The organism is Alcaligenes sp. AB3, assembly GCF_031844565.1.
GTDB lineage: Bacteria > Pseudomonadota > Gammaproteobacteria > Burkholderiales > Burkholderiaceae_B > Alcaligenes > Alcaligenes faecalis.
This window is the reverse complement of record NZ_JAUZVM010000008.1, coordinates 1-19,157: the sequence shown is the minus strand read 5'-3', so window position 1 is coordinate 19,157 and position 19,157 is coordinate 1. Positions and strand designations below refer to the sequence as shown.

Sequence of the window (19,157 nt, the reverse complement as noted above, 5' to 3'; positions counted from 1 at the left end):
GCCACCCGTCATATTTTGTCAGACAGCTTCACCGGCCTGGCCGGTCAGGATAAGCCGCCCATGATTTCCACGCTGCGCCCCACGATTTTTTCTTTGTTCCTCGTACTGTTTGCCAGTGGTACGCCCAGCTGGGCGCAGTCTGACGCCACGCGGGTGGAAGTGTTGCCAGTGCGGCAAACCGAATTGATTCGTGATGTGGCGGCGGTGGGGACCCTGGTTGCCAGAGAGTCCGTCGTGTTGCGCCCCGAGATCAGTGGTCGTATTTCAGCCATCAGTTTTGAAGAAGGCCAGCCCATCAAGAAAGGGCAGGTGCTGATTCAGCTGGACCCGGCCATGGCGCAGGCGCAGTTAAATCAGGCACAGGCAAATTTGAATCTGGCCAACAGCCAGCACAAGCGCTCTTCGGAGCTGAGCCGTCAGGGCTTTATCAGCCAGCAGGCAAAAGATGAGTCGGGCAGTCGTTTGGCCGTCCAGCAAGCCGAAGTGCAATTGGCGCGCGTGCATCTGGACAAGACCCGTATTCGTGCTCCGTTCGACGGCGTCACCGGGCTGCGTAATGTATCGGTAGGCGATTACGTGGGGCCGGGCACGGATCTGGTGCAACTGGAAGCGGTTTCTACCTTGAATGTGGACTTCCGTATTCCGGAGCAATATCTGGCCGATGTCAAAGCCGGCATGCCGGTTGAATTGCGCTTTGATGCGTTCCTGGGCGAAATCCGCCATGGCTCGGTACTGGCTGTCAGTCCTGCCGTTGATACGGCGGGCCGGTCCATTTTGCTGCGGGCCCAGGTGCCGAATGACGATGGTGCCCTGCGCCCTGGTCTATTCAGCCGCGTGCGCCTGGAGCTGTCGCGCTACCAGGCCTTGATGGTGCCTGAAACCGCCCTGGCTCCTTCGGGGCAGGATCAGTACATCTATATTGTGAAAGACGGCCGGGCAGAGCGCCGTCAGGTACAGATCGGCGTTCGTGAGCAAGGTTGGGTGCAAGTGACGGGTGATCTGAAGGCTGGAGACAATGTGCTGGTAGCCGGGCTGCAAAAAGTACGTGATGGTGTGCCAGTCGATATTCAGGAAGTGATCGACGTCCAAACACAGCCGCAGCAATAGGACGGGATCATGGTTCTTTCTGATTTATGTATCCGTCGCCCGGTTTTCGCCACGGTTCTGTCTTTGGTGATTGTGCTGGTCGGTTTCATTTCCTATGAACGCCTGACCGTACGTGAATACCCGGCCATTGATGAGCCGGTGGTGTCCGTCATCACCAACTATAAAGGGGCCTCACCGGAGGTGATCGAGTCCCAGGTGACCAAGCCTTTGGAGGATCAACTGTCCGGGATTGAAGGCGTGAACGTGATGACCTCGCGCAGCCGTTCCGAGCGTAGCCTGATCAACATCAAATTCAATCTGGACCGAGCCCCCGATGCCGCTGCGGCAGACGTGCGTGACAAGGTTTCGCGCGCCCGCCGTTTCTTGCCTGACGAGGTGGACGAGCCCATCATCAACAAGGTGGAGGCAGATTCCACCCCGATTATTTATGTAGGGGTGGATACCGGCGACTACAGCATGCTGGAGGCCTCGGACTACATCAACCGCTATATCAAAACGCGCTTGTCTGTCTTGCCCGGTGCAGCAGAAGTGCGTGTGTTCGGTGAACGTCTGCCCGCCATGCGTATTGACGTGGACCGTACCCGACTGGGGGCGTACCAGCTGACCGTGCAGGATGTGGAAGATGCACTGCGCAAACAAAACGTGCTGATTCCGGCAGGCCGTATCGAGTCCGATGCGCGCGAGTTTTCTGTGGTGTCCTCCACTGATCTGGAAACCCCGGAAGAGTTTCGCAATATCATCGTTGCCCAGGCAGCGGGCTATCCGGTCCGTATCTCCGATATTGCCGAGGTGCGTATCGGGCCAGCCGAAGAGCGGGTGCTGGCCCGCTTCAATGGGCAAAACAGCTTGAACATTGGGGTGACCAAGCAGTCCACCGCCAATCCGCTGGATCTGTCCAAAGCCGTGCGCGCTGAAGTGGAACGCATCAACGAAAGCTTGCCGGGCAATATGAAGCTGGCCGTGTCCTACGACAGCTCCATCTTCATTCAGAAATCCATTGATTCGGTCTATACCACCATTGCCGAGGCCATCTTGCTAGTGGTGCTGGTGATTGTGTTTTTCCTGCGCAGTTTCCGCGCCAGTCTCATCCCCATCGTGACGATCCCGATCTCCCTGATCGGGGCCTTCGCCATCATGTACATGCTGGGCTTTTCCATCAATACGCTGACTTTGCTGGCCATGGTGCTAGCCATTGGTCTGGTGGTGGACGATGCGATTGTGGTGCTGGAGAACGTGTACCGCCACATCGAAGAGGGCAAGACGGCCATGCAGGCCGCTTTCCTGGGGGTGCGTGAAATTGCCTTCGCCGTAATTGCCATGACGCTGACCCTGGTGGCGGTGTACGCGCCGCTGGCTTTTGCCACAGGCCGTACCGGACGATTATTTATCGAGTTTGCCCTGACTTTGGCCGCCGCCGTGCTGGTGTCCGGTTTCGTGGCCCTGACCTTGACCCCCATGATGTGCTCGCGCATGCTGCGACCGCATGGCGCGAAAGTGGGCCGCGTCAGCCAGGGTATCGAGAATTTCCTGGTCTGGCTGACGCGTGGCTATCGTCGCGTTTTGATTCGGGCCTTGCGCTGGCGTTTCCTGGTCTTGTTCATTGGTGTGGCCGTGGCTGCAAGCAGTGGCTTGTTGTTTACGGTCATCAAAAGCGAACTAGCTCCGATTGAAGACCGGGGCGTGATCTTCGGGATTGTGAATTCGCCTGAAGGGGCCACGCTGGATTACACCTTGCACAATGTGGAGCGGGTGGAGGAACTGTATCGTGGCATACCGGAGACAGAGGGATATCAGTCCATTATCGGGTTCCCGACGGTAACCGATTCCTTTGCGATTCTGCGTTTGAAGCCTTGGGAAGAGCGTACCCGTAACCAGCAATCCATTGCGCGAGAGCTGCAGCCGCATTTTTCGGCCATTCCAGGTGCGCGTGCTTTCCCCACCAACCCGCCATCCCTGGGACAGCGCGCTACCTCCAAGCCGGTCGAGTTTGTGATCATGAGCCAGGCCCCATACCCGGAACTGGCCAGGATCGTGGATGGCTTCCTGGCCGAGCTGGCGGATTATCCAGGGCTCTTGAACGTGGATACGGACTTGCGCTTGAACACGCCGGAAATTCGTATTGATGTAGACCGTGACAAACTGGCCGACACCGGCGTATCGGTGGAAGCCGTGGGCCGCACATTGGAATCCATGCTGGGTGGGCGTCAGGTCACGCGCTACAAGAGCGACGGCGAGCAGTACGACGTGATTGTGCAGGTGGACAAGCAGGCTCGTTCCAGCCCGCAAAATATTCTGGATATCTACGTGCGCACCAAAGACGGTGGCATGGTGCAGGCTTCCAACTTCCTGAATGTGCGCGAAAGCGTATCGCCGCAATCGCTGAACCACTTCAACCGCTTGCGGGCGGTCATTGTGGAAGCCTCGGTGGCACCCGGCTATGCCTTGGGTGAAGTGCTGGAGCACATGAATGAGGTGGCTCGCAAGACCTTGCCGGAAACCGTGCAGACAGATCTGGACGGGCAATCACGAGAATTCCGGGATTCGTCGGGCAGCATCTATCTGGTTTTCCTGATGGCCCTGGCCTTTATTTATCTGGTGCTGGCCGCGCAGTTTGAAAGCTGGCGCAATCCGCTCATCATCATGCTGTCCGTGCCCTTGTCCATGACGGGGGCCTTGCTGGCCCTGTGGCTGTCGGGCGGGACCTTGTCCATTTATAGTCAGATCGGCTTGATTACCCTGGTAGGCCTCATTACCAAGCACGGCATCTTGATTGTGGAATTTGCCACTCAACAACGCGAAGCCGGGGCCAGTTTGTACAATGCCGTGGTGCGCGCTTGCGAGATGCGCCTGCGCCCCATCCTGATGACAACCGGCGCCATGGTGCTGGGCGTCTTGCCGCTGGCCTACGCCTCCGGGGCGGGTGCCGAATCCCGCCAGCAAATTGGTTGGGTCCTGGTGGGTGGCTTGTCCTTGGGTACCTTGCTGACCTTGTTTGTCGTGCCTGTGGCCTACACCCTGATCGCTGGCAAGAAAGGGGGGCAGGACAAGCAGCTGGAATTGATTGACAAGCCCGAGGCCACTGTCTGAACCTGTGGTGCTGGTCTCCGGGGACGCTGCTCGTACAGCCGCCTTGTCGAGTGCCATTACCGTGATTGAATTTGTAGGGAAAGTGAATGCGTCAAATTATTCTGGATACTGAAACCACCGGTCTGGAGCCACGCGAGGGGCACCGAATTGTTGAGGTGGGTGGGGTAGAGCTGTTCAACCGCAAATTGACGGGCCGCCACCTGCACCTGTATCTGAACCCGGATCGGGACTCCGACCCCGAGGCATTGGCAATTCACGGCCTGACCACGGAATTTCTGTCTGGCCATCCACGCTTCAAGGATGTGGTGGATCAGGTGCTGGATTTTGTGCAGGGCGCGGAAGTCATTATTCATAATGCTTCTTTTGACACGCGCTTTCTGGATGCCGAGCTGCAAAAGGTAGGTAAAGGCCCGTTCTCGCAATACTGCGACAGCATCACCGACTCCTTGCTGGTGGCGCGGGAAATGCACCCCGGCAAACGGAACTCTCTGGATGCCCTGTGCGAACGCTACGGCATTTCCAACTCTCACCGCACGCTGCACGGCGCTTTGCTGGACTCGGAATTGCTGGCCGATGTCTGGCTGGCCATGACGCGGGGGCAGGATGCTTTGCTGATGGACTTTGACGAGTCCGATGGGCAAGGCGGTGACGGCAGCAATCTGAGCCTGGGCAAGTTTGATACCAGTGTGCTGAAAGTACTGCGTGCCTCCGAAGCCGATCAGGCCGAGCACGAAAAGTACATGGACGTTCTGGAAAAACAGAACAAGAAGCCACCCATGTGGCGCGAGATGCTCAATCCCGCCGCGGAGTAATTATTCAGGAAAAATAGCCGGCCCAAACCTTGTGAATCGGGCAGGGCCGTGCTATAGTTTCTTTCTTCGCAGCTTTTCAGTTCTTGAAAGCTTCGGGCGGTTAACTCAGTGGTAGAGTGCCACCTTCACACGGTGGAAGTCACAAGTTCGAACCTTGTACCGCCCACCATCTCCATTCCCCTATTTCAGCTAGTCCAAGGCCAATTTCAGGTCGGCAATGATGCGCCCATAGCGATCGTAATCTTCGCGTATGGCAGCATCGAGCTGCTGTGGAGTGCTACCTATTCCTACCGTTCCTGAACTGGCTAGTACGCGATTGAGGTCTGTGTTGTCCATCACGTGCTTGAGGTCACGCGCGATTTTTTCGCGTATGGCTATGGGGGTGCCCGCTGGTGCCATCAGGCCGGACCACGAAATAAAATCGCCATACGTCTCGCCGGTCGATTCAGTCAGTGTGGGCGTGTCTGGCAATAGCGGACTGCGCTGCTGCGCGGCGATGCCCAACAGTGTCACTGTTTTTCCTTGGATAAAGCCCAAGGCGCTGGGTAGTTGCGCAAACATCAGATCGACATGGCCGCCTGCTACGTCAGTAATGGCCGCCGAGACGCTGTTATAGGGAATGTGGTTAAGTGTCAGCCCATGTTTGCGAGCAAATACTTCAGCGGCCAAATGTGCCTGACTGCCCACGCCAGGAGAGCTATAAGTCAGGGTTTGACCTGCTTGCTGAGCGAGCTTGATTAAATCGGCCGTGCTTTGCAGCCCTAGCGCCGGGTTCGTGATCAAGACGTTGGGTACTGAGCCTACCTGGCTGACGGGATCCAGATCCTTCAACACATCAAAAGACCGTTTCTTGTAGAGGTGTGGATTAACAGCCAAGTCAGATACGGGCACCGAGACCAGGGTGTAGCCGTCGGCCTTGGACTTGACCACGCTCATGATTCCAATCGTACCTATACCCCCTGGCTTGTTTTCTACGATGACGGTCTGTCCCCATAGTTGAGTCAGTTTGTCGCTGATTGCGCGTGCCAGAATGTCCGCGCTTCCGCCTGCTCCGTAGGGGACGATGACGCGTACAGGGCCTTGCGGAAAATCCGCCTGCTGCGCTTGTGCCATCGGAAGCGTGTTCAGTAAAGCCGTTGCGACAATAGCGAGAGCTGTTTTTTTGATCATGTCTTGTCTCCTCGTTGAGGGTGTTTTTATAGATGTGTACAGCGGCTGATGGGGCACATATCTTGTGCGCTGCGTTTGAGCTGATCCCAATCCTGCAGGCTGGGCCAGATGTCTTCGGCAAAGTCCTGAACCTGACGGCGCAAGGCTGGCAGGTCCACCTTTGGTATGTCGCCGTCTCGCATGCTGATTCTGCCATTGCAGATCACGGTGTCCACGTCGTCGCCGATGCCGCATTCAACCATGCTGCGGATGGGGTCCCAAATTGGGCCATAGCGCAGCACGTCGCTGCGGCCGATTCGGACCAGGATCATGTCCGCCCTGGCATTGGCAGCCAGTCGCCCCAAGTCCTCCCGACCCAGGGAACGCGCTGCTGCCACGGTGGCGGCTTCAAATACTTCAGCGGCACTGGCAGCGGTCAGGTCATGGCTCATGACTTTCCCGTGGTAGGACGCGGTACGCATGTTCATGAACATGTCGCGCGGGTAGGTATCGCTGCCGATGGTGATATTGACTCCTGCCTGGCGATACGCTTTCCAGTTATCCAGTGTGCGAGCTCGCCGCACAATATTGACCGGACAGTGCGAGATGGATACTTTTTTCTGCCCCATTAAACCCAGGTCGTCTCCACCTGAATAGTTCATTTTCGGGTTGTTGGAGATCAGGTTGGCATGCCCAATATTCAATGTGGGACGCAACATCCCGACATGGTTCAGCAGCTCGATAGGGGTCAGTCCGTGTTCGCGTACGGTCTCCATGAACTCGATCACGTTGTAGCCAGCATGTGTGGCCATGGGCAGATTCAACTCATCGGCCGCACGCACCGTTTGACGTAGCAATTCCAGGCTGCAGTTTTCAATTTCCCGAGGGACCAGGATGCCGTGAATCAGGTCGGATTCATGGGCTTGTGCACGGCGGATAAATGCCAGGGCATCCTGGAAAAGTTGCTCGCCCTGGTCCGGGTAAGGAATACGTTCGAGCTGGCCCTTGTCATCGGATTGCCATCGACCACTATCGTAGCCAGGGCCAAGGTATCCACGAATACCTAATTCCTCACATTGAGCCCACAATGCCTCTTGAACGAGTACATGTCCGCCCAGTTCTACAAAGGTGGTGACACCGTTGCGCAGCAGCTCGGCTGCGGTAAAGGCAGCATGCAGAGCAATGCCGGGATCTTTTGCTGCTTGCTCCTGATCCAGATAGTTGGGGTAGCCGCGTATTTGTGTACCTTGGCGTGCAATGGTCACGTCCATGTAAGGCTGGCCGAATAATGCAGGGCGACCACCGTCGGCCAGAAGCTTGTGCAGTGCCCGATGACCGGAGTGGACATGGGTATCAATAAAACCAGGAGCCAGCACGCTGTCAGGTGCTTCAATGATCTGGTCCACATGCCCGTCGTAACGAGTGCCCACGTATATGATATGTTCGCCTTCGTAGACGAGCTGGCCGTGGTCGATCACGCAGTGGCGTCCTTGTTCGAATGCAATGACCCAGCGCGCTTTAATCAGAGTCCTCATGGGGTTTCCTGTGGTAGTAAGTTGTTGAACTAGTGTCCGGGAGGCCTGAAAACGAGGCAATTCCGTATTGGAATGATTGATTAGGCTGAAATGGAAATACGTGAGCAGGGGAGTGAGATGAAGAATCTGGATTTGGTCCAGTTGCGTACTTTTCTTGCTGTGTTTCGAGAAGGAAATGTCAGCCGTGCCGCTTTGACGCTGGAGTCCAATCAGTCCACGGTAAGCAAGGAAATCGCGAAGCTGCGTTTGTATTTTGGTGACGCCTTGTTTTTGCGGACGGCACAAGGCGTCGAGCCCACCCACAAGGCGCGCGCTTTGGCGCCCCGTATTGAGCAGGCCTTGAGCTTGCTGGATGATTTGTTGCAGACCGACAAGGCGCGGCTTGAACCATCCAGTCTGGACGTACGTTTTCGGGTGGCGACGACGGAATATTTGTCTTATTTATTGATCCCGGCCTTGACAGCACATTTGCAGCTGCATGCTCCGCGGTGCAGCCTGGAAGTCTTGGATATGGCGGATTTTGGGGCTGAAGACTGGCTGTTGGGCGGGCGAGCCGACCTGGTGCTTTCATCGTCGGCAGCTGTGTCCTACCCGCTGTTTCGCCAGGAGCTTTTTCATGACCGTTATGTGGTGGTGATGCGATCTTGCGGGCGTAATGGCCAGGCGATGGCATTGGACGAGTTTTGCAGACGTAGCCACATTGGGGTGCCTGGCCATAACGGCAGCCGTGAGCGTCGTTTGGCTGACGCGTTGCAAACACGTCAGTTGCAACGTCAGGTGCAAGTGAGCCTGCCTCATTTTTTGGCAGTTCCCGGCGTGTTGGAACGTACCGACTTTGTAATCAGTTTGGCAGAGCGCATGGCTCGCCTGCTATGTGCCGGACACAAGCTGGATGTGCTGGAGCATCCTTTGGATTTAGCCCCGTTTTGTGTGTACCAGATTTGGCATGAACGCACGCGCGCCAGTTTTGCCTACGCATGGTTTCGGGAGCAAGTCAGTCACGTATGCCGTGAGCTTTAAATTGCAAAGGGCCCGCAGTTAGCGGGCCCTTTTACGTTTTACTTTTATTGCTTGGCTGGTTTACAACCAGGTCAAACCAATCGAAATCACGATACCCGAGACAATCAGCTGAATCAGGCAAAAGCCCATAATGTCTTTGGCTTTCAGTCCGGCAATGGCCAGTACTGGCAAGGCCCAGAAAGGCTGCAGCATATTGGTCCAGGAGTCACCCCAGGCAACGGCCATGGCGGTGCGGGCCATATCAGCATCCAGAGCCTGAGTAGCAGCAATTACGACCGGGCTTTGTACCGCCCATTGTCCACCGCCCGAAGGCACAAAGATATTGACCAGACCGGCGCTCATGAAAGTCCAGAAAGGCAAGGTGGTCGCCGTGGCAAAGGACACCAGCCATTCGGACAAGCTGGCCGCCAGACCGGAGTCGATCATGATGGCCATGATGCCGGCGTAAAAGGGGAACTGGATCACAATCCCGGCTCCACCGCGAATGGCTTCATCCAGGCTTTTCAGCAGACGACGGGGAGTACCGTGCAGCAAGATGGCCAGAATCAGGAAGGTGAAGTTGATCACGTTCAGGTTCAGGGTCGCACCGCGCAGCACGTAGTAGTCAAACAGGTAGGCCAGGCCAGCAACACCGATCACAATCGAGATCAGACGGCTGTTCTCCAGGCGGTCTGCAGGGCGATCGGTGGTTTGGTTGACATCGTCTGGAGTGTCTTCCAGCAGCTTGGGATCGACATAAATGCTTTCCTTGTCGCTGGGCAGCATCAAGCGGTTGACCAGCGGCACCAGGATGAACAGGGCGATCACAATGGCCAGGTTAAAGAAGGCAAAGATAGTGTCAGATGTACTGATTATGCCGATCTTGTCTTCAGAGAAGTGGCCCGAGGTGGCAATGGTCAGTGGTACAGAACCGGCCAGACCACCGTGCCAGACCAGAAAGCCCGAGTAGGCACTGGCAACCAGCAAGCGGTAGTCTACACGGACTTGACGGGCCAGCTCTTTGGCGAACAGGGCACCGACCACCAGACCGAAACCCCAGTTGATCCAGCTGGCGGCCAGCGACACCAGGGTCACTAGAATAATCGCCGAACCGGCTGATCGGGCCAGGGAGGCCAGGCCACGCAACCAGCTTTTTACCAGCGGTGTGCTGGCCAGCATGTGACCGGTCAGCAAGACCAGCAGCATTTGCATGGCAAAGGTCAGCAGCCCCCAAAAGCCATTACCCCAATATTGGATGATCTCCATGGGAGAGCGTTGCTCAAACGCCATTGCTGCAATGCCGGCAATCAGTGTGAGCAGGATGACGAAAATATACGGATCGGGTAGATAGCGTTCAACCAGGCGGACCGAACCGCGCGTCATGGCTTTAAACATAAATTGTGCTCCTGTGGATTTGCGCCAGTATTTGCGCGGGTCCTGATGTCTTGGGATTGTTTTGGTGCCCGTTTGTGCAGGCACCTTGCTGGCAGCATTTTGATGTCAATGCTCAGTACAGCCGTATTGTTGGCGAGAAGCCGCAAATTGGGAAGACGGGAAAACCTGAACCTTAAAGTTTTTGGCTAGTTGTTGTTCTTCGCTATATGCTCTAATATATAGCGGTGTTTTCGAAAGAACCATCACTCATCGCTCGATGATGGGTTCTATTTACGGGCCCCCTGGGGCCCGTTTTTTTTGCACCACCGTGTGGTGTCAGTTCATAAATCAATTAGAAAGATCGAATAGGGAAGTGGAATGAGACATCAGCCCAAACGCGCTATCGCGGCGCGTCATCAGTCCGTCTGTTTCGTGCCTCGCGCAGTGGTCTTGAGCTTGATGGGGGCCTTGGCAGTTGGCCAGGCTCAGGCTCAGGAAAACAATGATCGCGTGTTTCAGCTGGGCAAAGTGGTTGTTCAATCCAACCTGGATCGCGAGGCTCCGTTGGGGGAGAGCGCCGTCAGCCAGAAGGAAATGCAGGCTTTTGATTTGCGCGATGTGGGCGCCGCCGTTAGTGTGCAACCTGGCGTGACCGTTTCGGCGGGCGGTGCTCGTAACGAACAAATGGTCTATGTGCGCGGCTTCGATTCGCGTCAGGTGCCGTTGTTTCTTGACGGTATTCCACAGTACGTGCCGTACGACGGCTATGTGGACTTCACCCGTTTCACCACCATGGACCTGAGCGAGATTCGCGTGGCCAAGGGAGCAGCTTCCTTACTGTATGGCCCCAACATCATGGGCGGCGCCATCAACCTGGTGACCCGCAAGCCTGTCAAAGAGTTTGAAGGCGAGTTCCGCGCCGGTTACGCCACGGGCGATCAACGCTACAGTGCCTTGAACGTGGGCACCAACCAGGGATCCTGGTATTTGCAAGCGGGCCTGTCCTGGTCAGGCGAGCGTACCTTCCCCTTGGGCCGTGGCTTTGAAGATCAAAAAGAACGTCCTACCGATACCGGCGGCATGCGCAGCAATGCCTCGCAAATGGACAAGAAAGCGTCTTTCAAACTGGGTATCACCCCCAATGCGACGGATGAGTACGTCATTGCTTACGTGAACCAGAAAGGTCAGAAAGACAATCCGGTCTACACCGGCGTGAACGATGCCAAGCTGGGCCAACGTTACTGGCGCTGGCCCTACTGGGACAAGGAAGGCCTGTACTTCCTGAGCTCTACCCAGATTGGCGAGAGCAACACCATCAAGACCCGCGTGTACGAAGACAAGTACAAGAACGGTCTGGATATGTATAGCGATGGTCAATACGCGACCCTGACTGGCCCGACCAGCGAGTACACGGACCGTACCCGTGGTGCTGCCCTGGAGTGGGTCAACACCAGCCTGGACAATCACGAGCTGCATTTTGCCTTGCACTACAAGGAAGATCAGCACCGTGACCCCAAGTCATCGGGCACCGAGCACTACAAGGACGTGACCACGTCTCTGGCGTTTGAAGACCGCATCGCCTTGGGTGAGCTGTGGCAGTTGCGTGTGGGTGCCAGCCATGAGCGTCGCAAGGCCAAAGAAGCGCACAACTTTGAAACCGGCGATACCGATGCCACCAACGGCTTGCTGGAGCTGGGTTACGACTGGAGCGAGGCCATGCAGGTCTACGGCAGTGTGGCCTACAAAACTCGTTTCCCCACGATTAAAGATCGCTACTCCAGCCGCATGGGTTACGCCCAACCCAACCCGGATCTGAAACCCGAGCACGCCATTCATTACGAACTGGGCTTGCGTGGCCAACCCTGGGAAGGCGCACAGCTGGAATCGGCGCTGTTCCTGAGCCAGGTGCGTGGCATGATTCAAAGCACCGTCATCCAGGCTCCTGGTTGTGACAAGTACCGTCCAGTGGGTTTTTGTGATCAGGCCACCAACGTCGGCAAGGCGCGGCAAATGGGTCTGGAGCTGTCCTTGCAGCAGGAGTTTTCTGCTCATTGGTCGGCAGGCCTGGCGTACACGTATTTGAATCGCCGCAACCAGTCTGACCCGGACGTAAAACTGGTGGATACGCCCAATCACCGCCTGTTTGCTCACTTGAGCTGGAAGCCCACTGCGCAGTGGGAAGTGATGGGTTCGGTGGAAACCGAAAGTGGCCGTTACTACTCCTACGCAAACAATAAGGGTGATCAGATCTACGAAAAAACACCGGGCTTTGCCTTGTTGGGCTTGAAGGGTATCTGGCGTCCCAACTCGGACATCACCCTGGAAGTCGGTGTGCGTAACCTGGGCGACAAGTTGTACCAATACAAAGAAGGCTACCCCATGCCCGGACGTGTCTGGTTTGTGGGCGGAAGCTATCGTTTCTAAAGCCGTGCTGTTATTGGCAGTTAAAAGAGGAAGGGCGGGATGAAGCGTCGTGACATATTGCGTGCCTTGGCGGCACTGCCGGTTTTGGCGCCTCATGCCCGTTTGCTGGCTCGGCCTGAGCAGGCGGGAGCCAGCGCCCCGATCAATCTGCATATCAGCGTGGCGGGCAAATTGCCCGATCCGGCCCATGTTGGCCGGGTGGTGGCAGCCGGTCCGCCCGCTTCGGTGCTGGTGTATTGCCTGGCACCCCACACGCTGTCAGGTTGGCCTTTTCAGCTGGCTCCTGCTGCACGCAGCATGATGCAGGCCGCTGGTTTTTCCTTGCCGTATCTTGGCCGTCTGGCCGGTCGGGGCAGTACCTTGTCCCTGGAAAGCCTGCTGACCTTGAAGCCCGATATGGTGGTGGATATAGGCGATGTGAATCCCTATTACGAGTCTGCCGCCAAGTCCGTGCAGGAGCAGACGGGCGTGCTGTATGTCTTGCTGGATGGTCGTCTGAACGACAGCCCGGCGCAGTTGCGCCAGGCAGGTCATATCCTGGGGCAGGCCGAACGCGGCCAGCAATTGGCCATGCGTGCACAGGCTATTCTGGACAGCGCTCATCAAGCTGCCAGACCCCGAGCCAAAGGCTTGAAAGCCTATTTGGCACGCGGTAACGATGGTCTGGAAACCGGCATGGGCCAATCCATTCATACCGAGGTGCTGCGGCTTTGCGGCTTGACGGTAATGGGTGATGAGAAAACCGATAATCGTTTGGGCCGTATTTCCTACGAACAATTATTGGCCTGGGACCCGGATATTCTGTTTGCCCAGGATGATGCTTTCTTTGAACTGGCCCGTACCCAGGCGCCGTGGAGTCAGCTCAAGGCGGTGAGGGAAGGGCGTTTGTATCGTGTGCCAGCCCTGCCCTTTGGTTGGCTGGATGGCCCACCGGGAATCAATCGTCTGGCCGGTGTGATCTGGCTGAATGCCTTGTTGGAAGGTAGCGCGGCCATGCCACGCATGTACTCAGAGTTGCAGGCGTTCTATTCGGCCTTTTACGGCATGTCCCTGGACCAGATGCAGGTCAAGCGATTGGTACAAGGGCTGGACCCGCTGGGTCCGCAGCAAGGCGCATGAAAGCCAGTTTGCCTTACGGGCTATTGCTGCTTTTGCTGGGGCTGATTCTGGCCGTCTTGGTGGTGTTTGCCTTGGGGCAGGGGGCGTATCCTTTGTCCGGGACGGAAGTGCTGCGCGCCTTGGCCGCCGGTTTTGGTAACGATCCAGAAGCGGGGCAGAATCAGGCCGTACGCGTGGTCTGGGATTTGCGTCTGCCACGTATTGCAGCGGCTTTGCTGGTGGGGGCGGCGCTCTCGACCGCAGGCGCGGCGTATCAAACCATGTTTCGCAATCCACTGGTTTCACCCGATATTCTGGGCGTGTCCTCGGGCGCAGGTCTGGGGGCGATTCTGGCCATTTATTTGAATTTCTCCTTGTTCGGCGTACAGATGGCGGCCTTTGTAGGCGGCCTGCTGGCGGTGGGCATTGTCTTGAGTCTGGCGCGCATGTTGCTCCATCATCCACCTATCCTGATACTGGTTCTGGCCGGGATGGCGGTTGGCACCTTGCTGGGTGCAGCCTTGTCGCTGATCAAGATCCTGGCTGATCCATATTCCCAATTGCCTTCCATGACCTTCTGGTTGCTGGGTGGGTTAAGTGCTGTGCGCTCTTACGAAGTCTGGCCCGCCGCGATGATGGTGTTGGCGTGCATCGTCCCTGTATGGCTCTTGCGTTGGCGTATCAATGTCCTGGCGCTGCAAGATGAGGAGGCCCGCTCCCTGGGCATGCCCGTCTCTGCCTTGCGTTGCCTGCTGATCGTTTGCGCGACTTTGATGACGGCGGTGTGCGTGGCCCTGGCAGGCATTATTGGTTGGGTCGGTTTGCTGATCCCGCACGCGGCCCGTTTATTGGTTGGCCCGGACTTCTCCCGTCTATTACCCGTTTGCTTGTTGGTGGGCGCCGCCTTTCTCTTGTTAACTGATACCTTGGCACGCAGCTTAGGCACGCTGGAATTGCCCTTGGGCGTGCTGACGGCCTTGGTGGGTGCTCCCGGCTTCTTGCTGTTGCTGGCTCGTGGTGCGAGGCAGCGATGAGCGGGCAAGGCTTGGAAGCGATTGATCTGGCCGTAGGCTACGGGCGCAAGCAAGTCGCCAGCAATGTGAATCTGCGTGTACAGATCGGGCAGGTCGTCTGTTTGCTCGGGCCCAATGGCAGCGGTAAGTCCACCTTGCTGCGCACCTTGCTGGGCCTGCAGCCGCCTTTAAAAGGACAGGTGAAGGTGCAGGGCAAGCCTCTGGAGCAATGGAGTGCGCGTGCCTTGGCCAGACAACTGGCCTATGTACCGCAAGCGCAGGAGTCTGCCTTTGCCTTTACGGTAGAGCAATGGGTCTTGCTGGGTTGCGCCAGTGAGCTGGCCTGGTACACCCAACCGAGTGCAGCAGATCGGCAATGGGTTGGCGTTTGCCTGGAGCGTTTGGGCATCGGGCAGCTGGCTCAAAAACGTATTGATCAGATCAGTGGTGGAGAGCGTCAGCTGTGTGTGATTGCACGTGCCTTGGTGCAGCGTTCACAGTTCTTGATCATGGACGAACCTGCCTCCAGCCTGGACTTCGCGAATCAATTACGCGTACTGGATCAGGTCTCGCACTTGCGTCAGGAAGGTCTGGGTGTGCTCTTGTGTACGCATCAACCCGAGCATGCGGCCCGCGTGGCGGACTGGGTGATCTTGTACCGGGATGGGGGCATATTGGCGCAGGGTCAGCCCCGCGACATGCTCAGTCAGGCCAGTTTGCGCCAGCTGTACCAGCTGCCAGCGCATGCCTTTGAACTACCGGATTGGTATGCGCGAGGGGCCTGAGGCCCCCCGAATTTCTCACATGTTTTTCAGGGCAGCACGACCGTATTGGTTGTTGTGCTCCACCACACGCGTCAGCATGGTCATAAAGGTTTGACGCTGCTTGGCGGTCAGTGGATCCAGCAGCCGTTCCTGGGCGCGGTTCATGCCAGCGCTGATTTCCTGCATCGCCGCCAGGCCGGCTTCGGTGATGTAAGTCTGGCGAGAGCGGCGGTCTTCGGGGTTGATACGACGCCCCAGCAAACCTTTTTCCTCCAGCCTGCGGATGACATCGGCCGAGGTGGTGCGGTCCAGCCCCAGCTCGTAGCCGATCGTGGTTTGATCCAGCCAGGGTGAACCCATCAATACGGACAGGACACCGTGCTGGACAGGGGTGAGGTCACTTTTGCATTCCTCGTAAAACATGGCGTAGTGAATCTGGTTAAGACGGCGAACCAGAAAACCGGGCCGGGACCACAGTTTGCGTCGATACAGCTCGGCATTTTCTTCTTCCACTGGACCCAGGATTTCGGCCTCGTCGGCTTCCAGTCGTTCTTCTTGCTTTAGCTCGGCGTGATTCTTCATGGATAAGTCAGTCATCGATTGAGTGGCTTTCAGCCTGTTGCCAAAAAGGCAGCACACTGAAAGCGGGACGACCTGCAAAGGGTACGGCTGCAAGGTCGGCGTCTACAAGGAAAGCAGGGCTACGCTAGCGTGAACAGAAGCCCCGATTTCTGATTTGTAGTCTTGTCTACAGGCGCTGTCCACGCCCCAAAGTATATGTGATTTCCCGACTTGCTGAAAACAATAATAATCAGCATACTGATAGATATTGTTGGGGGGTCAAACGATTGACCTTATGTAAATCAATAATTTAGGGAAAATTTACGGTGAAACGTATTAAAAAAATAGCACTGGAGGAGCACTTCAACGCCGTTGGCTTTGAGGATTATTCCAAGGCCTTTGTCAAACATATTGACAGTGCCGACGCGCGTGAACTGATGGCTCGTTTGCATGACTTCGACGCGCAGCGTCTGGAGGTGATGGATCGTGCCGGTATCGAGTACGTTGTGCTGTCGCAGACCGGCCCTGGGGTACAGGTGGAAAAGGATGTGTCCGTCGCTATCGAGCGTTCACGTCAGAACAATGATTTCCTGGCGCAGCAAATTGCCCGCCATCCTGATCGCCTGGGCGGCTTTGCCACTTTGCCCATGCAAGACCCGGCTGCCGCAGCACAAGAACTGACGCGTGCGGTGCAGGATCTGGGCTTGAAGGGCGCGCTGGTTAACGGTCACACGCATGGCGTGTACTACGACGGCCGCGAATATGATGCCTTCTGGGAAACCGTGCAGAAGCTGGATGTGCCTTTTTATCTGCATCCGTTTGACGCCTATGAAATGCCACACGCTTACACGGGCCACCCGGAGCTGATGGGCGCGACCTGGGGTTGGGGTGTAGAGACTGGCACCCACGCGCTGCGCATGTTGTTCGGTGGTGTGTTTGATCGTTGCCCGGACGTGAAGCTGGTGCTGGGTCATATGGGCGAAGGCCTGCCATTCCAGCGCTGGCGCTACGACAGCCGTTTTGCGGTTTATCCGCACGGCGTCACCTTGAAGCGCAAGCCATCCGAGTATATCGGCAGCAATATTTTGATCACCACATCTGGTGTCTGTTCCGCCCCGACCCTGATGGGCGCGATTGGTGAAATGGGTGCTGAAGCCGTGCTGTTCTCGGTGGACTACCCTTACGAATCCACTGAGCTGGCGGCAGATTTCATCGAAGCAGCGCCTATGGATGACAAGACACGCGAGCTGGTTTGCTACGGCAACGCAGCCCGTCTGTTCAAACTGGACCGGAGCTAAGCATGAGCACATTTTTGTATGGCGCTCATGTGCACGCTAACGGTATTCGCCAGCATTACCTGCGTTTTGGTGGCTCCGTCGGAGGGCGTGACCAGCGTCCTGCCGTCATCATTGTTCCCGGCATCACCAGCCCGGCGGTGACCTGGGGCTTTGTGGGTGAGCAGTTCGGCAAGCACTTTGATACTTACATTCAGGACGTGCGTGGTCGTGGTTTGAGTGAAGCGGTTGAAGGCATGGATTACAGCCTGGATGCGCAAGCCGATGACTTGATCGCCTTGGCTCAAGGCTTGGGTTTGAAAGACTACATCGTGGTTGGTCACTCCATGGGTGCCCGCATTGGTTTGCGTGCGGCTCACAAGAACAGCGATGGGTTGAACCGTTTGGTGATGGTTGATCCTCCCGTCTCCGGCCCAGGTCGCCGTGCTTATCCCTCCAAGTTGCCCTGGTATGTGGATTCCATGGCCATGGCTCGCAAAGGCTGCACCGCAGAAGACATGCGTGCCTTTTGCCCGACCTGGACCGAAGAGCAATTGCAGTTGCGTGCTCAGTGGCTGCACACCTGCCACGAGCCTGCGATTCTGGCCAGCTTCGAGGGTTTCCACACCGACGATATCCACGTCGACTTCCCGCATCTGAAAGTGCCTGCCTTGCTGATGACAGCCGAGCGTGGTGACGTGGTGCGTGATGAAGATGTGGCCGAGATTCAGCAACTGGCCTCGGGCGTTCAGCACGTTCGTGTGCCCAATGCCGGTCACATGATCCCTTGGGATAACGAAGCAGGCTTTTACGAAGCCTTCGGTGATTTCCTGGGCCAACGCTTGGTGTGATGTTGAGCAGGGGTCGCCTAGGCGGCCCTGTCGTGATTAGGCATGTCGGTTTGAAGCCGAGGTGCCTCACAAGGAGAGACAAAATGGCAGTGAGTGATTATCAACTTATCGAAGCATGGCAAGAAGTGCTGCGCCTGTCCAAGCTGCAAGCGGGTCAAACCGTGACCTTGCTGACCAGCTCCACGACCAATCAGCAAACCATGCAGTGTGCGCAGATTGCGGCGCAGTCCATGGGTGCGGTGGTGAACCGTTTGGATCTGTTGCCCGTGAATGCAGAAAAGGCCCTGAGCCGGGATCCTTTGGCTTATTTGGGCACCACGCCTTTGACGGGCAATGAGGCGGCAATTGCGGCTCTGAAGGCCAGCGATCTGGTTCTGGACCTGATGACCCTGTTGTTCTCGCCCGAGCAGATCGACATTCTGAAGTCGGGTACCAAGATTCTGCTGGCTGTGGAGCCACCCGAAATTCTGGTTCGGACCGTGCCAACCGAAGCGGATCGAGCGCGTGTGACAGCGGCCGCTGGCCTGATTAAAGCGGCCAAGGAAATGAGCATTACCTCTCCTGCCGGCACTAATTTGCGTTGCCCGCTGGGTGAGTTCCCCGCGATTCGTGAATACGGTTTTGTGGATGAACCCGGTCGTTGGGACCACTGGCCTAGCGGTTTTGTGCTGACCTGGCCGAATGAGTTGGGTACCAACGGCACTATCGTGATCGATAAGGGCGACATCTTGTTGCCGCAGAAAAAGTACTCCTCCGAGCAGATTATTCTGACTGTGGAGAATGGTTATGCCACGAAGATCGAAGGCGGCATTGAGGCGCAATTATTGGACGAGTACATGAAGTCCTTCAATGACCCTGAAGGCTACGCTATCTCGCATATCGGCTGGGGTCTGCAACCGCGTTGTCATTGGTCCACGCTGGGTTTGTACTCGCGTGAGAACACCATTGGCATGGATGCCCGTGCGTTCGAGGGTAACTTCCTGTTCTCCCTGGGCCCGAACAACGAGGCAGGCGGCAATCGTACGACGGCATGTCACATCGACATTCCTTTGCGCAATTGCACGGTCAGCCTGGATGGCCGTGCCGTAGTGCGTGATGGCAAAGTACTG

General features: G+C 56.8%; 15 protein-coding genes and 1 tRNA gene. 12 read left to right on the top strand and 4 right to left on the bottom strand.

The features are described from left to right. Window positions 1–60: 60 nt before the first annotated feature. From Q9R35_RS14855 to Q9R35_RS14840, 4 genes are all read left to right on the top strand, one after another. Window positions 61–1,107: an efflux RND transporter periplasmic adaptor subunit gene (locus Q9R35_RS14855; RefSeq protein WP_311220057.1), complete on the top strand. Its 1,047-nt coding sequence runs from the start codon at window positions 61–63 to the stop codon at window positions 1,105–1,107. A 9-nt stretch (window positions 1,108–1,116) separates the two neighbouring features. Further along, complete coding sequence (locus Q9R35_RS14850) at window positions 1,117–4,194, top strand: efflux RND transporter permease subunit (protein ID WP_311220056.1); 3,078 nt, start codon at window positions 1,117–1,119, stop codon at window positions 4,192–4,194. Between the two features lie 86 nt (window positions 4,195–4,280). Continuing rightward, window positions 4,281–5,006, top strand: a complete 726-nt coding sequence (gene dnaQ / locus Q9R35_RS14845; RefSeq protein WP_045929759.1) for a DNA polymerase III subunit epsilon — start codon at window positions 4,281–4,283, stop codon at window positions 5,004–5,006. A gap of 94 nt (window positions 5,007–5,100) precedes the next feature. Further along, a tRNA-Val gene (locus Q9R35_RS14840) sits at window positions 5,101–5,175 on the top strand. 20 nt (window positions 5,176–5,195) lie between these two features. Here the strand turns inward: Q9R35_RS14840 and Q9R35_RS14835 are convergent. Both Q9R35_RS14835 and Q9R35_RS14830 read right to left on the bottom strand, forming a co-directional pair. Continuing rightward, entirely contained in the window at window positions 5,196–6,176 is a 981-nt protein-coding gene (locus Q9R35_RS14835; protein WP_042486230.1) for a tripartite tricarboxylate transporter substrate binding protein, read from the bottom strand. 26 nt (window positions 6,177–6,202) lie between these two features. Next, complete coding sequence (locus Q9R35_RS14830; RefSeq protein ID WP_311220055.1) at window positions 6,203–7,690, bottom strand: chlorohydrolase family protein; 1,488 nt, start codon at window positions 7,688–7,690, stop codon at window positions 6,203–6,205. Between the two features lie 117 nt (window positions 7,691–7,807). On the opposite strand from Q9R35_RS14830, the gene Q9R35_RS14825 reads away from it, so the two are divergent. Further along, the gene (locus Q9R35_RS14825; RefSeq protein ID WP_042486224.1) at window positions 7,808–8,710 is read left to right on the top strand and encodes a LysR family transcriptional regulator; all 903 of its coding nucleotides are present in this window, start codon (window positions 7,808–7,810) and stop codon (window positions 8,708–8,710) included. Window positions 8,711–8,770: 60 nt separating this feature from the next. On the opposite strand, the gene Q9R35_RS14820 is transcribed toward Q9R35_RS14825, so the two are convergent. Then, window positions 8,771–10,084 (bottom strand): short-chain fatty acid transporter, encoded by a 1,314-nt coding sequence (locus Q9R35_RS14820; protein ID WP_086069147.1) that lies wholly within the window; start codon window positions 10,082–10,084, stop codon window positions 8,771–8,773. A gap of 357 nt (window positions 10,085–10,441) precedes the next feature. Between Q9R35_RS14820 and Q9R35_RS14815 the strand changes: the two genes are divergently transcribed. Genes Q9R35_RS14815 through Q9R35_RS14800 form a run of 4 tightly spaced genes read left to right on the top strand, consistent with a single transcriptional unit; the run spans window position 10,442 to window position 15,383 of the window. Then, entirely contained in the window at window positions 10,442–12,487 is a 2,046-nt protein-coding gene (locus Q9R35_RS14815; protein WP_311220054.1) for a TonB-dependent receptor, read from the top strand. 39 nt (window positions 12,488–12,526) lie between these two features. Beyond that, window positions 12,527–13,606 carry an ABC transporter substrate-binding protein gene (locus tag Q9R35_RS14810; protein WP_311220053.1) on the top strand — a complete coding sequence of 360 codons (1,080 nt, stop codon included), beginning with the start codon at window positions 12,527–12,529 and terminating at the stop codon, window positions 13,604–13,606. After that, entirely contained in the window at window positions 13,603–14,619 is a 1,017-nt protein-coding gene (locus Q9R35_RS14805) for an iron ABC transporter permease (RefSeq protein ID WP_311220052.1), read from the top strand. The genes Q9R35_RS14810 and Q9R35_RS14805 overlap by 4 nt, the downstream gene beginning before the upstream one ends. Next, on the top strand, window positions 14,616–15,383 hold the full coding sequence (locus Q9R35_RS14800; protein ID WP_311220051.1) for an ABC transporter ATP-binding protein: 768 nt from the start codon (window positions 14,616–14,618) through the stop codon (window positions 15,381–15,383). Before Q9R35_RS14805 ends, Q9R35_RS14800 begins: the two co-directional genes overlap by 4 nt. Window positions 15,384–15,398: 15 nt before the next feature. Here the strand turns inward: Q9R35_RS14800 and Q9R35_RS14795 are convergent, their stop codons facing one another. After that, on the bottom strand, window positions 15,399–15,959 hold the full coding sequence (locus Q9R35_RS14795; RefSeq protein WP_042486210.1) for a MarR family winged helix-turn-helix transcriptional regulator: 561 nt from the start codon (window positions 15,957–15,959) through the stop codon (window positions 15,399–15,401). 290 nt (window positions 15,960–16,249) lie between these two features. Here Q9R35_RS14795 and Q9R35_RS14790 point away from each other — a divergent pair, with 290 nt between their 5' ends. The 3 genes from Q9R35_RS14790 to Q9R35_RS14780 form a co-directional block, all read left to right on the top strand. Beyond that, window positions 16,250–17,221, top strand: coding sequence for an amidohydrolase family protein (locus Q9R35_RS14790; protein WP_042486206.1), 972 nt, complete (start codon window positions 16,250–16,252; stop codon window positions 17,219–17,221). A 2-nt stretch (window positions 17,222–17,223) separates the two neighbouring features. Next, window positions 17,224–18,048: an alpha/beta fold hydrolase gene (locus tag Q9R35_RS14785; protein WP_063693415.1), complete on the top strand. Its 825-nt coding sequence runs from the start codon at window positions 17,224–17,226 to the stop codon at window positions 18,046–18,048. Between the two features lie 83 nt (window positions 18,049–18,131). Next, window positions 18,132–19,157: 2,5-dihydroxypyridine 5,6-dioxygenase (locus Q9R35_RS14780; protein ID WP_311220050.1), on the top strand; the 1,026-nt coding region annotated here is incomplete at its 3' end.